Below are 13,161 nucleotides of genomic sequence, written 5' to 3' on the forward strand. Positions count from 1 at the left end.
GACACCCAGGCGCTCGACGCCTTCCGCGCTCAGGCGGAGGCGGAGGCGGCGGCCCGGAGCCGCTCGTGACGCTCGCGCACACCCCGGCGGGGGCGGCTTCGGCCGCCCCCGCCCCCGCGCGTGTCGCGCTCGCGCGCACGTGGATGCTCCGCTCGCCGCTGGCGGGCGGCCTCGACACCGCAGCCGACGTGCTCGTGCTCGACCTCGAGGACGGGCTGCCCGCCGGTCGCAAGGCCGAGGGACGCGACCGCGTCCGGCGGGCCGCCGCGGAGTCGCCCGTCTGGCTGCGCATCAGCGCCGCGGGCACGCGCGACGGCGAGGACGACCTCGCCCTGGGACGCGAGCTCGACGATCGCCTCGCGGGGGTGGTACTGGCGATGTGCGCCGGACCCGACGACGTCGCCCACGTCGCGGGATCCCTCCCCGAGGGCGTTCCCGTGGTCGCGATGATCGAGTCGGCGGCGGCCCTGCTGCGCGCTCCCGCGATCGCCGCGCACCCGGCGACGCGCCGTCTGGCGTTCGGAACGGGCGATTTCCGTCGCGACACGGGCATGGGCGCCGATCGCCTGGCGCTGTCGTGGCCGCGGGCGCAGCTGGTGGTGGCCTCGGCCGCCGCGGGGATCGCGGGACCGATCGACGGTCCGTGCGGTCCGGCCGATCAGGCGCGGGATGCCGCGGTGCACGCCGTGGCGATGGGTTTCACCGGGACGCTCGCCCTGCACGATGCCGCCGTCGCGGGCGCGCACGCCGGGTTCACCCCCGCGCCGGACGAGGTGGAGCGGGCCCGCGCGCTGCTCGGCGAGACGCCCGATGGCCCGGTCGACGGGTCGTACGCTCCGACGCTGGCGCGGGCCCGGGCCCTGGTCGAGCGCGCCGAGGCCCTCGCCGCGCTCTGACCGCGCGAGGGGTCCGGTGGCTTCGACAGGCTCAGCCGCCTCGCGATCCGGGTCTCCCAGCCCGTCGAAGGGACCGGGCCTCGACCCGGGTCTCTGAGCCCGTCGACGTCACCGAGACCTCAGCGCTTCCGCCGGCCCCACCGTCGCCGCGGCGCGGGCGCCTCGGTCGCGGCGGCCGCCTCGCGCGCCCGGCGTCGTTCGGCCCAGGCCGCCACCTCGGCATCCACGTCCACCGTCGGCGTCACCACGGGCGGGCCGCCCAGCAGTTGGCGACGGGCGTCGATCACCCGGCGGTTGAAGTCTTCGAGCGCCTCGCGCACGTCGGCCTCGCGTGCGATGGCATCCATCCGCTCTTCCCTCTCGGCGTACTCCACGCGCAGGGTGAGGGCCGGAGGCCCCAGGCCCGTCAGCTGCTCGGTCTCGATCTTGCGCCGGATCCACCAGTCGGGGTCGTGCGCCTCCCCGAGACCGGTGAGGGGTTTTCCGGCGCCGGGAAGGTCGTCGAACTCGCCGCGGCGGATCGCCTGCTGGATCGACGTCTCGACGAACGCCGCCCGCTCGGCCGCGGTCGACCCGCGCTCCGGTGCCGACCGTGCGGGCTCGGGCTCCAGCCCGGCGTCGCGCAGTGCGCGATCGAGGCGGTAGCGTTCGGCCGCTTCGCGGGGGTCGTCGCTCACGCGGCCTCCGGGGTCTCACGCTCCAGGCGGCGCAGGCGTACGCGCGCCATGTCCTGGGCGCGGGGCCCGGACCCGAGGGCGCGTTCGGCGACGCGCAGGACGAGGCGCGTCAGCGCGAGCACTGGCAGCGGCCACCGTCTGACGCCGAGCATCTTGCGATAGCGGCGCGGGATCGTCGCCACGGCTGCGGCGAACAGCACGCGGTAGGACACCCCCATCAGCCCCGGGAAGGGCGGCTTGCGCAGGAAACGGACGACGTCGGCGACCCTTTCGTCGCCGCGCAGCTCGCCCCGCTCGAAGAAGCCGTCGATCTCGGCGCGCAGGGCGTCGCGGGTGAGGGGCGGGTCGACGACGCGCATCAGTCGTCCCGCGGTCGCCCAGTCGGCGACGTAGGCGTCGGCTCCGCCGGGGATCGGCTGGCGCGACACTTCGTGCCCGGCGAGGAAGGCGTCGGTGAACGCCAGGTGCACCCAGCGCACCAGGTCGGCCGCCTCGGCGGTGTAGGTGCGCTCGGAGCCGTCGCCGGCGCGATAGTCGCCCTTCACGCGCTGGTGGAACCGTCCGACGCGGCGGGTCTCGGCATCCGCCTGCGTCCGGGAACCATAGGTCAGGGTGATGACCCAGCGCACGGTGCCCGTGAGGCGTCCGATGGGATCCTCACGGTAGCGCGACCAGTCGTGCACGCCCGCGAGGGCGCCGGGGTGCAGTGCCTGCAGAAGAAGGGCCCGGATGCCGGCCACCAGCGTCCCCATCCCGGCGTGCACGGTCCACGCGGGGCCGTTCTCGGCGAAGTATCCCGCGTCGTCTCCGTCGGCGATGGCGCGCACGTACGGGGCCATGCCGGTCGGGTCGCCCGCGAGAGCGACGAGGATCTTGCCCCGCAACGACGGGATCCAGCCGGGGGCGGAGGGGGAGGTCGCGTCGGTCACCTTCCCAGCGTGCCACCGTCTGAGGGGGTGGGCGCGGGAAGGTCGACCCGGTCAGTGACCTTCGTGCGAGATCACAGGAACGGTGCCGTCGTCGCGCAGCAGCACGGCGTCCTGCGTGGCGCCGAGCGCGGGGGTGACCAGGACCGCGACCACGGCGGCGGCTACGAGAAGGCCGATCACGCTCATCGGCTGGGCCGTGCGGGGTGCGCCCGCATCGCGGCGCAGACGGCGAAGGTGCGTCGCGGCGGTCGCTCCGACGACGATCAGCAGAACGGATGCCGCGGCCACACCGATGATGCTGGTGTGCGCCGGGGCGAGGAACATCAGGCCGGTGGTCGCCCCCATCGCGAGGAGCACGCCGGCCAGGGTCGCCCGGGGCAGGACGACGCGTCCGGTGGACAGGGCGGCGGCGCCCCAGGCCAGGCCCGCCAGGCCCAGGACGGCCATCCCGATTCCGAGGCCGCGCGCGGCGACCCCGGAATCGGCACGGACGACCGCACCCGCGCCGAGGGCGGCGACGATGAGGCCGGCCCCCCACGCGGATACGGAGGGCCACGACCTCACGAAGGTCGCGGCGGTCATGCTCAGACCGCCGCGGTGCGCGGGAGGCTGCGCTCGGTGCCGAGGCCGACACCCAGCAGCACGACGGCGCTGGCGAGGTGGAGGAAGTGGTCGGGGGTGTTCAGCGCGAGGATGTTGGCGCCGGTTCCGACGAGGAAGAATCCCACGATGCCGAGCAGCAGGTAGACCGCGCCGACGGTGGTGTTGACGCCCTTGGCGGCGCGGGCGTTGGCGAGACCGGACACCAGCAGAGCGCCGCCGATGAGCAGGTGGGCGATGTTGTGCAGCGGGTTGACCTCGAAGATGCCCAGCAGCAGGCCGCCCTGGCTCGAGATGAATCCGACGCCGCCGGTGACGGCGAAGCCGAGCAGACCGACGAGCAGGTAGACGGCGCCGAAGATGGTGGCGACGAGACGGTTGGGTGAAGAGCTCATGATGAACCTCCCAGTGTGTTGGCAGCGACCGTTCGGGCGCCTTTCCACATCTTCGGAGAGAGTGCGCCGCTCGGATTGCCCTTTGCGCTCGGAGGCCGTCATCGGCTAAGGCCCCGGATACGACAGAAGGCCCCCGAGTACTCTCCGAGGCCCTCCGCAACATCGACGACGATACGAAGGGCGGCGGGGCGATCGCAGGGGATTGCGCTTTCCGGGGTGGTGACGTACCCGCGGCTCTGCGACACTCGCCGCATGCGATTCGAGACGACACTGTCGCAGACCGGCAACAACACCGGCATCGAGGTCCCCGCCGACGTCGTCGAGCAGCTGGGCGGCGGCAAGCGCCCCGCCGTGGTGGTCGACGTGAACGGCTACTCCTACCCGAGCACGATCGGCGTGATGGGCGGGCGCTTCCTCATCCCGTTCTCGTCCGACAAGCGGGCGGCGACCGGGCTTTCGGGTGGGGATGCCATCACGGTCGAGCTGACGCTCGACACGGCGCCGCGCACGGTCGAGGTGCCCGACGACCTCGCCGCGGCGCTCGCGGCGGCCGGGGTGCGAGAGGCCTTCGACGCCCTCTCGCCGAGCGCACGCAAGGCGCACGTCACGAAGGTCGCCTCCGCGAAGGCGGCCGAAACGCGCACGCGCCGTGTCGAAGCCGTCGTCGCCACCCTCACCTGAGCGTCGCGGACACCGCGTCGCGACCCCGCCGGACGATAGCCTGGAGCGGGAGGTCCCGTGGGGCGCACGAAAGAGGCCATCGCCGAAGGGCTGTCCATCGCGACAGCGGCGGCGCGACTCGCGGTGCGCAACCGCATCCTCGTCGACACCATCGCGCGCGGCGGGCACTTCGACGGCGACCTGTTCGGCGAGTACGCGCGGGCGACCGTGCGCGCCCTCGCCGACGAGCAGGATCAGGCCGCCGAGCGCGTGACGCACCAGCGCAAGCGCGCGTGGGGTCGCTTCTCGGACTCGTCGGGAACGCACGACTATCGCGACCGTGACACCCGCAACCTGCGTCGGCGGGCGAAGCAGTCGCGCGGCGTGGCGAAGGAGCTGCGGGCGCTCGCCGACGACCCCGACCGGGTCGCCGAGCTGGTCGCCGATGCGCGTATCGCCGCGTGGGGCGACGTCGAGGCCAATCTGACCAAGCGGCTCGACGTCGAGGGGATGACGGCGGATGCCGACCCCGAGTACGCGCAGATGCGCAAGGCCCGCATGGATGCCTTGCGCATGGTCGACCTCGCCCGCCTCGCCTCGCAGGCGAAGCGCCGGGCGAAAGAAAAGGCCGCGGCCGCCGACGAGACCCCCGCCGTCGAGACCGACGATGCGCCCGCCGAGGGCAAGACCGGCAAGAAGAAGAAGTCGGCCTCGCGCTGAGCTCTCGCCGTCGACCCGTCCGGGTGGCGTCTCGCCCGGGTGTCGCCGGTCGCTCCGGCGTCGATGTGGGTAGCCTCGGCAGCGACGGAAGGCGGTTCCCATGGCGCGACGACGGTTCGGACGCACGGCGCGCGTGGCGCGTCCCGGCTACGCGATCGTGGCGGTGAGTGCGCGCGATGCGAACGGTTTCGTCCACCACTACGACGAGATCGAGACGCCGCTCGGGTCGCTCCACGAGGCGGTCGCGATCCTGCAGCTGCACTCGACGCGGATGGATGCCGCGCACGCGGGCGAGGAATCGGCCTAGCCCGTCCCGGCGGGGGCGAGGCGGCCGCGCGGGGCCCGGGAAAAGAAGAAGCCCCGGCTGGAATTTCTTCGCAGCCGGGGCTTGTCACTGTCTCAACACAGTGTGCGCCCGAAGGGACTCGAACCCCTAACCTTCTGATCCGTAGTCAGATGCTCTATCCATTGAGCTACGGGCGCTAGGGCCTCCGCGCGAAACGGCGCGCAGGCCGTGGTCCAGCATAGCCGGGACCCTCGGGGACGTCTAATCGGGCCCGAACAGCGTGCATCCCGGGCGTGGCGCGCGGGTGTCCACGCGGTATCGGGTGCGGGCCGTACGCTGGCGGGATGAGCGCCTACACCTCCGCGTTCGAGCTGTTCTCCATCGGGATCGGACCCTCGAGCTCCCACACCGTCGGCCCCATGAAGGCCGCTTTCGAATTCGCCGCACGGCTGCGGGGCGACGGTGCCCTGACCCGGGTGGCGTCCGTCTGCTGCGCCCTCTACGGCTCGCTCGGCGCCACCGGCATCGGCCACGGCACCCCCGACGCCGTGGTCGCGGGGCTCCAGGGCCTCGAGCCCGAGACGGTCGATCCGGCCGCCGTGCGGCGGGCCTGGTCGGATTGGCCCGAGGGGCGCAGGCTCCGACTCGCCGGCACGCACGAGATCGACTTCGCCAAGACCGACATCTCGCTCGAGCCGCGGACGCGTCTTCCCGGCCACCCGAACGCGATGACGCTCGTCGCGCGCGATGCGCACGGCATCGTGCTGGCGGAAGAGACCTTCTACTCCGTCGGCGGCGGGTTCATCCGACGCGAGGGCGAACCCCCTCGTGTCGCGACCGCGCCGCTGCCCCTCGCCTTCGCCGACGCCGCGACCCTCATCGAGCTGTGCGACGAACGCGGCATCACCATCGCCGAGGCCGCCCGTCTCAACGAAGAGGCCTTCCGCTCCGACGACGAGATCGCCGCCGGGCTGGATCGGATCTGGGATGCCATGGCCGCCTGCGTCGAAGCGGGACTGCACAACGACGGGGTGCTGCCCGGCATTCTGAAGGTCAAGCGACGCGCCTCGGCCATCCGCGCACAGCTCGAAGCGATCGAAGCCGAGGGTCACCGCGAACTGCCGGGGGAGTGGCTCGGGGCCTTCGCCCTGGCCGTCAACGAAGAGAACGCCGCGGGCGGACGGGTGGTGACGGCTCCGACGAACGGCGCGGCGGGGATCCTGCCCGCGGTGGCGATGTACTGGTGGCGGTTCCTGGCGGACTCCGGCCTCGGCGTCGGCAACGCCGTCACCCCCCACGGCGAACTCGTCGGCAGTGCGTTGCTCGGATACGACGGCCATGCCGTGACGCGTACCGAGGTGGCGCACTGGGACGACGAGGACGTCGCCGACGCCAACCGGCGTCGTGGCATCCGTCGCTTCCTCCTGACGGCGACGGCGCTCGGGTCGCTCTTCAAGGCGAACGCGTCGATCTCGGGCGCCGAGGGCGGGTGTCAGGCCGAGGTCGGTTCGGCGTGCGCGATGGCGGCGGGCGGACTGACGGCGGTCATGGGTGGCACGAACCGACAGATCGAGAACGCAGCGGAGATCGCCATGGAGCACCACCTGGGGCTCACCTGCGACCCCGTCGGTGGCCTCGTGCAGATCCCCTGCATCGAGCGCAACGCGATCGCCGCGTCGACGGCGGTCACGGCGGCCCGTCTGGCGCTGCGCGGGGACGGAAGCCATTACGTCTCGCTCGACGCGGTGGTCGAGACGATGCGACAGACCGGCATCGACATGTCGACGAAGTACAAAGAGACCAGCGAGGGCGGTCTCGCGGTCAACGTCATCGAGTGCTGATCACCGCGGCACGGCGATCGCGGCCTCGCCGTCGACCGGCGCGTCGTCGGACGGATGCCGTGGTCTCGGGCGCGCGCCCGGTGCGGCGCGGGCCGCGAGAGGGGAACCTCAGGCCCGGTCGCGCAGCTTCGCCGTGAGGGCCTGCAGTTGCGCGAGCTCGTCGTTGTCGAGGCGGGCCATGCGGTGGGCGATCGAGCGGGCGTGCGAGGCGGCGATGCGCCGGAAGACGACGGCGCCCTCCTCGGTCGCCGTCACCAGAGAGCCGCGCCCGTCCTCGGGGTCGGCGCACTTGGTCAGCAACCCTCGCGAGACCATCCGCTCTACCAGTCGAGAGACGCTCGGCTGACTGATGAGCATGTTGCCCGTGACGTCGCGCAGCCGCGCGGTCATGCCCGGGGCGCGCGTGACGGTGAGCAGCACGTCGTATTCGGCCTGCGTGAGCTCGGTACCGTCGAAGTCCGAGCGGATGTCCTCGAACACCTCGTGCTGCGCGCGGAAGAGGTTCTCCCAGGCTTGCACGGCGAGGCGTCGATCGGTCATCCCTAAACCATAGAGCTCATGGGGGCGGGCGGGCCCCGCGCGCGGGTATCACACGCGGGTAGCGCGTCGCGTCACCCGTCGGTCACCCGGCCGGCGGTCGGCGTTCACGTGCGTCTCCGATGAGATTCCTATGGTCGGAGCATCCCCCCAGACGAAGGTGGCTCCGCCATGCGCCCACGGCATCCCCGTGTCCTTTCCGCAACCCTCGCGACCGCGCTGGTCGCCGGGATCGCCCCGATCCTCGCCGTCCCCGCCGCGCACGCCGCGCTCGGTGCGCCCGCGGTCGTGGTGACCGAGATCGTCGCCGACAACACCGGCGCCGACAACTTCGAGTACATCGAGGTCCACAACGTGTCGGATGCCGCGGTCGACCTCGCGGCATCCGGTGTGACCTTCGCGTACTCGTACGACGACTCCACCGACCGCTCGCGCGACGTGCCGCTCACCGCCGAGCCCCTGGTGCTGGACGCCCACGAGACGGCCCTGCTGTGGGTGAGCTACACCGCGGGATCCGTCGACACCTCGATCCGCACGATCGAAGAATTCCGTGCCTTCCACAAGGTCGCCGCCGACGTCGAGGTCGTGCGGGTCACGGGCCAGCCCGGTCTCGCCAACGGCGGCAACCGCGGGATCCGGGTGCTCGTCGGCGGAGAACTGTCGTCGTGGTCGCACGCTCCAGCCGGTGCCTTCGGCGCCGATCTGGCTGCGCACTTCGCCCTGCCCGCCGACCCCGGCGCCCGACGCCTGGACGTCTTCGGCGTGAACGCCGCGCCGTCGCCCGGCAGCGTGCTGCCCGAGGCCGTCGTCCGGCCCGCCGGCCCCTCGCCCACGCCGACCGCGACCCCCGGCCCGACGGCGACGCCGAGCGCCACTCCGACGACGACGCCGCCGACCGGCTCGACCCCCGCGGGCGCGCCGTTGCAGGTCACCGAGCTGCTGCCCGACTCCGCGAACGTCGGAGGCTCCGACGGGTACGAGTTCATCGAGGTGTTCAACGCCACGGCGGCGCCGATCGACTTCTCGGATTACGCCATCGACTACCTCTACCCGGTCGAAGGAACCGTGAGCCGCTGGCCGGCCGTGCCCGCCGACGTCGTCATCCCGGCCCGCGGCACCCTGGTCTTCTGGATCAAGAACGGCGCGAACGACGCGCTCACCGTCGCGGACTTCAACCGGCAGTTCGGCACCGCACTGGTCGCCGGCGCCTCGCTCGTCGAGATCTCTTCGGCGGGCATGGCGAACGGGAGCGCTCGCGGCATCCAGGTCTCGACGAACACCGGCTACGCGGTCAGTGCGGCGTTCTACAACCTCGATGGACGCGACGACACCCAGGCCGACAAGGGCATCCGCTACACGGCCTCCGAGGATCCGGCGCGGCAGCGTCTGCTCGACCTCGCGCCCGCGACGCCGGGAGCGGTGCAGAGCGATCAGGTGGCCCCCGCCCCGGTCGCCGTTCCGATGGACACCACCGCCCCCACCGTCACCGACCGGACGGCCGCCGAGATCACCCCGGGTGCCGACTTCGTCGTCGACCTGGCCCTCGCCGATGACGTGCAGGTGCGCACCGCGACGCTGGAGCTGCGCAACGACGTCGACGCCGAACCCCTGCGCATCCCGCTCACCGACGCGGGCGGCGGGGTCTTCCGTCACACCGTGAAGGCCGTCGACCTCACCGGCAAGCGGTGGTACGCCTACCGCGTGACCGCCTCGGACGGAGCGAACAACGTCACGACGCCCGAGCGCCGGGTGGCGGTGGCGGGGCTCACCGACGCGCCCGTGCGCCTGAACCTCGCCGAGGGGGCGTTCGTGCGCGGAGCGACCGAGGTCGTGGCATCCGGGGACGCGTATCCGAGCCCGCTGACCCTGACGATCGACGGTGCCGCCGTCGAGACGACGCCGAGTCTCGAGGGCCGCCCCACCTTCGTGTTCGAAGCGACCAACGTCAACTACTACTTCAAGAACGGCGTGCGTATCGGCGACGACGTGCTGACGATCTTCGACAAGGGCACCGAGGGGTGGGAGACCATCGCGACCCCGGTGCCGCTGGACTACCTGCAGCGCGGCGGCGACCTCACGGTCAGCGTGTGGGCGGGCACCAAGAAGGCGCCCGAGATCGACCCCGACGAGAACAACGACGACTTCGAGATCCGCGGCCTGCGACTGGTGCTGCCCGACGGGCGCACTCTCACGCCCGCGGGCTACGCCGATCCCACGGCGGTGCTGCGCATGGGCGACAGCGCGGGCAAGCTCGACTTCTTCGACGCCCGTTTCGCGGTGCCCGAGGACGCGTACTCCGCCGTGTCGCACACCTGGGACACGGCCGGCCGCGCCGACGGCGACGCCGTCGTCTCGGCGAGCGACGGCGATGAGACGGTCTCGGCGACGGTGCACGTCGACAACACCGCTCCCGTGGTCACCTCGCGGGTCCTCGACGGCACCGCCTACCGGGGCGAGATCGTCCTCGACGCCCAGGTCAGCGACGCGGGCTCGGGCGTCGCCTCGACCGTCGCGCGGCTGGACGGTCGAGAGATCACCCTGCCGTTCACGACCTCGTCGCTGACCCTGGCTGCCGGCGATCACGCGTTCGAGGTCGTGGCGGCGGACGCGGTGGGCAACTCCACGACGTGGACGGCGACCTTCGAGACGTACGCGGAGCAGCCGGGTGCGGGTCTGCTCTCGCCGGCCGAGGGTGCGGAGGTCGCCGCCGGCGACGTGACGCTGCAGGCCAAGGTCGAGGACCCGCAGGGCGACGCGCTCGAGGTGGCGTTCCTCGAGGGGCGCCGCCTCGACCTCGCCGACGGCGATGTCGCGGTGCGGTCCGGAACGGTCGCGGATGCCGCCGCCGTCGAGCGGACTGAAGCCCGCACGCTGTCGCGGGAGCAGGTCGAGGGCCTCGCCGCCGTCGACGGTTCGACCGCCGACGTCTCTAGCTCCGAGGCGTTCCCCTACCAGCTGTTCGAGGTGGCGGTGGATGACGCCGACGCCGGCGCCGATGTGCGATCGACCTGGTCGGGGCGGGCGAACGCCGGTGCCACGGTCGTGCTGTCGGTCCAGCGTCCCGACGGGTCGGGGTGGGACGAGGTGGCTCGCCACGTGGCCGCCGCCGACGACGAGGCCTTCACCCTCGAGGGTGTGGTCTCGGTCGACGACCACCGCGTCGACGGGGTCGTGCGCATGCTCGTGCAGCACTCCGAGGGCTTCGCGGCGCCGGATCGCAGCACGCGTGACAGCGCGGTCGAACCCCGCAACGCCGGCGATGTGCCGCGCTCGGAGTACGACTTCACCCTTGGGTGGGAGTCGGACACCCAGTACTACAACGAGAACGAGATGGCGGGTGAGCCTTATAAGCACCAGGAGGCGATCCACTCGTACTTCCTGGACCGTCGTGACGAGCTCAACCTGCAGTACGTGTTCCACACGGGCGACATCGTCGACGACTACGACGTCATCCCCCAATGGGACCGTGCCGCCGTGCAGTACGACCGACTCGACCGAGCGGGCCTTCCCTACGGTGTGCTCGCCGGCAACCACGACGTGGGTCACGACGTCGGCGACTACACGAACTACGGCACCTACTTCGGCGAAAAGCGATTCGCGGACAACCCCTGGTACGGCGGGAGCTACGAGAACAACCGCGGCCACTACGACCTCGTCTCGGCCGGCGGCATCGACTTCCTCATGCTGTACACCGGGTGGCTGCCCGACGACGCGTCCATCACCTGGATGAACGACGTGCTGAAGCGCTACCCCGACCGCGTCGCAATCGTCGCCCAGCACGAATTCATCCTCACCACGGGCGGGCTCGGAGCCATCCCGCAGCGCGTGCTCGACGAGGTCGTGGCGACCAACCCGAACGTGCGGATGGTGATGTCGGGTCATTACCACGACGCCTTCTTGCGCACCGACGCCTTCGACGACGACGGTGACGGCGTCGACGACCGCACCGTGTACTCGATGCTGTTCGACTACCAGGGACTGCCCGAGGGCGGTCTGGGGTACCTGCGACTGCTGCACTTCGACAACGAGGGCGAACGCATGATGGTGCGCACGTACTCGCCGTCGCTCGATCGATACAACTCGGACGAGCCCAGCCTTCTCGGGCCGGCCGACGACCCGTACGCGCAGCAGGAGTTCGAGCTTACGTACGACCAGCTGGGGATCGAGCCGCGCGAGCGGACGCTGGGCACCGAAACGTTCTCGGCCGAGGTCCTGGGAACGACCGAGATCGCGACGTTCTCGGACGTTCCCAGCGGCACGATCCTGTCGGCCACCTGGCCGGTGCCGGACGAGGGCGAGCACGGCTGGTACGTGCGCTCGACCGACCCCTACGGTGCGGTGGATCGCTCGCGGGTCGCGCTGTTTACGGTGGGCGCGGCGTCGGTCGAGCCGGGGGAGCCGGGTCCGGGTGATCCCGGAACCGGGCTTCCGGGGTCAGGTCAGCCGGGGTCTGGGCTCCCGGGTTCGGGTCAGCCGGGGGCGGGTCTTCCGGGTTCGGGTCAGCCGGGGGCGGGTCTTCCGGACTCGGGTGGTGCGGGGGCGTCCTCGAGCGGGTCCGCCGACGCGCTCGGGGGGTCCGAGGATCGTTCCGGTCGCACCCCGCTCGCCGTGACGGGACGGGATGCCGCCGCCCTCCTGCCGTGGGCTCTTGGGGCCGGTCTGCTGCTCGCCGTCGGTGCGGGACTCGCGATCGCGAGGCGGCGCGCTCGCCGCGGGTGACAGGTGCGGACGGGGTCCGCGTCGCGTCGCGGCGTCGGGCCCCGTCCCCCGCCCGCTCGGCCGGATCGCGTGGGTCGGCGGGGCGGTGGCATCCCGTGTACCGCGGGTGACGAAAGAGTAAGGGCCGGTCGGAGAGGCTTCCGACCGGCCCTTGTCCCTGCACCAAGAGTGTCCTGCAATCACATGTCGGTAGCTGCCACAGCAAAACAACTACCGTGCGAGCACTCTATAACGGTGAGGTAACGGAGGGGAAGAGGTCGTCGTTATATTTCCGTGATGAATTTTCGGATGGTCGCCTCGGCGGCATCCGGGGTGCATCAGCGTCCGCGCACGTGGTTCCACTGCGTGATGACCTCGGAACCGTGCTCGAAGCCCAGTTCGCTCACCGCCGACGTGCCGAGGACGAAGTAGCGCCCCCCGTCGGCGGTCAGCCCCAGCCAGGTGCCGGCCAGGGCGCGCAGGAAGTGGGAGTGCGAGAACAGCAGGATCTGCTCGCCGGCGCGCACCCGCGGGCGTAGTTCGTCCAGCAATGAGGCGGCGCGGGCCGTGACCTCGGCGATCGACTCCCCGGGGGTGGCGCCGGCCGGGGCGCCCGCCTGCCAGATCGTCCAGGGGTGTCCGACCTGCTCGATGATCTCGGGGGTCGTCATGCCCTCGTAGGCGCCGTAGTCCCACTCGACCAGGCGCGGCTCGGGTTGCGCCCGAGGGTAGCCGGCGCGCGCGGCGGTCTCGACCGCGCGTTGCAGCGGGCTCGTCAGAACGAGGTCGTAGCGTCGGGTCGCGAGCAGCGTTCCGGCCAGCTCGGCCTTGTAGGCCCCGGTCTCGGTCAGCGGGATGTCGGTGAGGCCGGTGTGGCGGCCCGTGCGGCTCCACTCGGTCTCGCCGTGGCGCACCAGCACGA

The 13,161-nt window shown here is 72.0% G+C and carries 12 protein-coding genes and 1 tRNA gene; 6 read left to right on the plus strand and 7 right to left on the minus strand.

Going from position 1 to position 13,161, the window contains the following annotated elements; genetic code table 11:
• Nucleotides 1-65: 65 nt before the first annotated feature.
• Complete coding sequence (locus QZ433_RS02345) at nucleotides 66-896, plus strand: aldolase/citrate lyase family protein (protein ID WP_295779830.1); 831 nt, start codon at nucleotides 66-68, stop codon at nucleotides 894-896.
• 119 nt (nucleotides 897-1,015) lie between these two features.
• Here the strand turns inward: QZ433_RS02345 and QZ433_RS02350 are convergent, their stop codons facing one another.
• Genes QZ433_RS02350 through QZ433_RS02365 form a run of 4 tightly spaced genes read right to left on the minus strand, consistent with a single transcriptional unit; the run spans nucleotide 1,016 to nucleotide 3,497 of the window.
• Nucleotides 1,016-1,573 carry a DUF1992 domain-containing protein gene (locus tag QZ433_RS02350; RefSeq protein ID WP_295779831.1) on the minus strand — a complete coding sequence of 186 codons (558 nt, stop codon included), beginning with the start codon at nucleotides 1,571-1,573 and terminating at the stop codon, nucleotides 1,016-1,018.
• The gene (locus QZ433_RS02355) at nucleotides 1,570-2,502 is read right to left on the minus strand and encodes an oxygenase MpaB family protein (protein WP_295779832.1); all 933 of its coding nucleotides are present in this window, start codon (nucleotides 2,500-2,502) and stop codon (nucleotides 1,570-1,572) included. Before QZ433_RS02355 ends, QZ433_RS02350 begins: the two co-directional genes overlap by 4 nt.
• A gap of 51 nt (nucleotides 2,503-2,553) precedes the next feature.
• On the minus strand, nucleotides 2,554-3,084 hold the full coding sequence (locus QZ433_RS02360; RefSeq protein ID WP_295779833.1) for a hypothetical protein: 531 nt from the start codon (nucleotides 3,082-3,084) through the stop codon (nucleotides 2,554-2,556).
• Between the two features lie 2 nt (nucleotides 3,085-3,086).
• Nucleotides 3,087-3,497, minus strand: coding sequence for a DUF4383 domain-containing protein (locus QZ433_RS02365; protein WP_295779834.1), 411 nt, complete (start codon nucleotides 3,495-3,497; stop codon nucleotides 3,087-3,089).
• Between the two features lie 252 nt (nucleotides 3,498-3,749).
• Here QZ433_RS02365 and QZ433_RS02370 point away from each other — a divergent pair, with 252 nt between their 5' ends.
• The 3 genes from QZ433_RS02370 to QZ433_RS02380 all read left to right on the plus strand — a co-directional run bounded on the left by QZ433_RS02370 (nucleotide 3,750) and on the right by QZ433_RS02380 (nucleotide 5,184).
• Nucleotides 3,750-4,178: a YdeI/OmpD-associated family protein gene (locus QZ433_RS02370; protein WP_295779835.1), complete on the plus strand. Its 429-nt coding sequence runs from the start codon at nucleotides 3,750-3,752 to the stop codon at nucleotides 4,176-4,178.
• A 57-nt stretch (nucleotides 4,179-4,235) separates the two neighbouring features.
• Nucleotides 4,236-4,877, plus strand: a complete 642-nt coding sequence (locus QZ433_RS02375; protein ID WP_295779836.1) for an asparagine synthase — start codon at nucleotides 4,236-4,238, stop codon at nucleotides 4,875-4,877.
• Nucleotides 4,878-4,977: 100 nt separating this feature from the next.
• Entirely contained in the window at nucleotides 4,978-5,184 is a 207-nt protein-coding gene (locus QZ433_RS02380) for a hypothetical protein (RefSeq protein WP_295779837.1), read from the plus strand.
• A 103-nt stretch (nucleotides 5,185-5,287) separates the two neighbouring features.
• Here QZ433_RS02380 and QZ433_RS02385 read toward each other — a convergent pair.
• Nucleotides 5,288-5,360: transfer RNA gene (locus QZ433_RS02385), tRNA-Arg, on the minus strand.
• 147 nt (nucleotides 5,361-5,507) lie between these two features.
• On the opposite strand from QZ433_RS02385, the gene QZ433_RS02390 reads away from it, so the two are divergent.
• Complete coding sequence (locus QZ433_RS02390) at nucleotides 5,508-7,004, plus strand: L-serine ammonia-lyase, iron-sulfur-dependent, subunit alpha (protein ID WP_295779838.1); 1,497 nt, start codon at nucleotides 5,508-5,510, stop codon at nucleotides 7,002-7,004.
• A 108-nt stretch (nucleotides 7,005-7,112) separates the two neighbouring features.
• Here QZ433_RS02390 and QZ433_RS02395 read toward each other — a convergent pair whose 3' ends face one another.
• Nucleotides 7,113-7,544: a MarR family transcriptional regulator gene (locus QZ433_RS02395; RefSeq protein WP_295779839.1), complete on the minus strand. Its 432-nt coding sequence runs from the start codon at nucleotides 7,542-7,544 to the stop codon at nucleotides 7,113-7,115.
• Between the two features lie 168 nt (nucleotides 7,545-7,712).
• On the opposite strand from QZ433_RS02395, the gene QZ433_RS02400 reads away from it, so the two are divergent.
• Nucleotides 7,713-12,260 carry a metallophosphoesterase gene (locus QZ433_RS02400; protein ID WP_295779840.1) on the plus strand — a complete coding sequence of 1,516 codons (4,548 nt, stop codon included), beginning with the start codon at nucleotides 7,713-7,715 and terminating at the stop codon, nucleotides 12,258-12,260.
• 317 nt (nucleotides 12,261-12,577) lie between these two features.
• Here the strand turns inward: QZ433_RS02400 and QZ433_RS02405 are convergent, their stop codons facing one another.
• On the minus strand, nucleotides 12,578-13,159 hold the full coding sequence (locus QZ433_RS02405; protein ID WP_295779841.1) for a histidine phosphatase family protein: 582 nt from the start codon (nucleotides 13,157-13,159) through the stop codon (nucleotides 12,578-12,580).
• Nucleotides 13,160-13,161: the final 2 nt, after the last annotated feature.

This window comes from uncultured Microbacterium sp., from assembly GCF_913776565.1.
Lineage (GTDB): Bacteria > Actinomycetota > Actinomycetes > Actinomycetales > Microbacteriaceae > Microbacterium.

Bases quoted from the DNA above. Each gene is read 5' to 3' on its own strand.
- QZ433_RS02360 (WP_295779833.1), bottom strand. From the start codon at position 3,084: ATGACCGCCGCGACCTTCGTGAGGTCGTGGCCCTCCGTATCCGCGTGG.
- QZ433_RS02365 (WP_295779834.1), bottom strand. From the start codon at position 3,497: ATGAGCTCTTCACCCAACCGTCTCGTCGCCACCATCTTCGGCGCCGTC.
- QZ433_RS02370 (WP_295779835.1), top strand. From the start codon at position 3,750: ATGCGATTCGAGACGACACTGTCGCAGACCGGCAACAACACCGGCATC.
- QZ433_RS02380 (WP_295779837.1), top strand. From the start codon at position 4,978: ATGGCGCGACGACGGTTCGGACGCACGGCGCGCGTGGCGCGTCCCGGC.
- QZ433_RS02390 (WP_295779838.1), top strand. From the start codon at position 5,508: ATGAGCGCCTACACCTCCGCGTTCGAGCTGTTCTCCATCGGGATCGGA.
- QZ433_RS02395 (WP_295779839.1), bottom strand. From the start codon at position 7,544: ATGACCGATCGACGCCTCGCCGTGCAAGCCTGGGAGAACCTCTTCCGC.
- QZ433_RS02400 (WP_295779840.1), top strand. From the start codon at position 7,713: ATGCGCCCACGGCATCCCCGTGTCCTTTCCGCAACCCTCGCGACCGCG.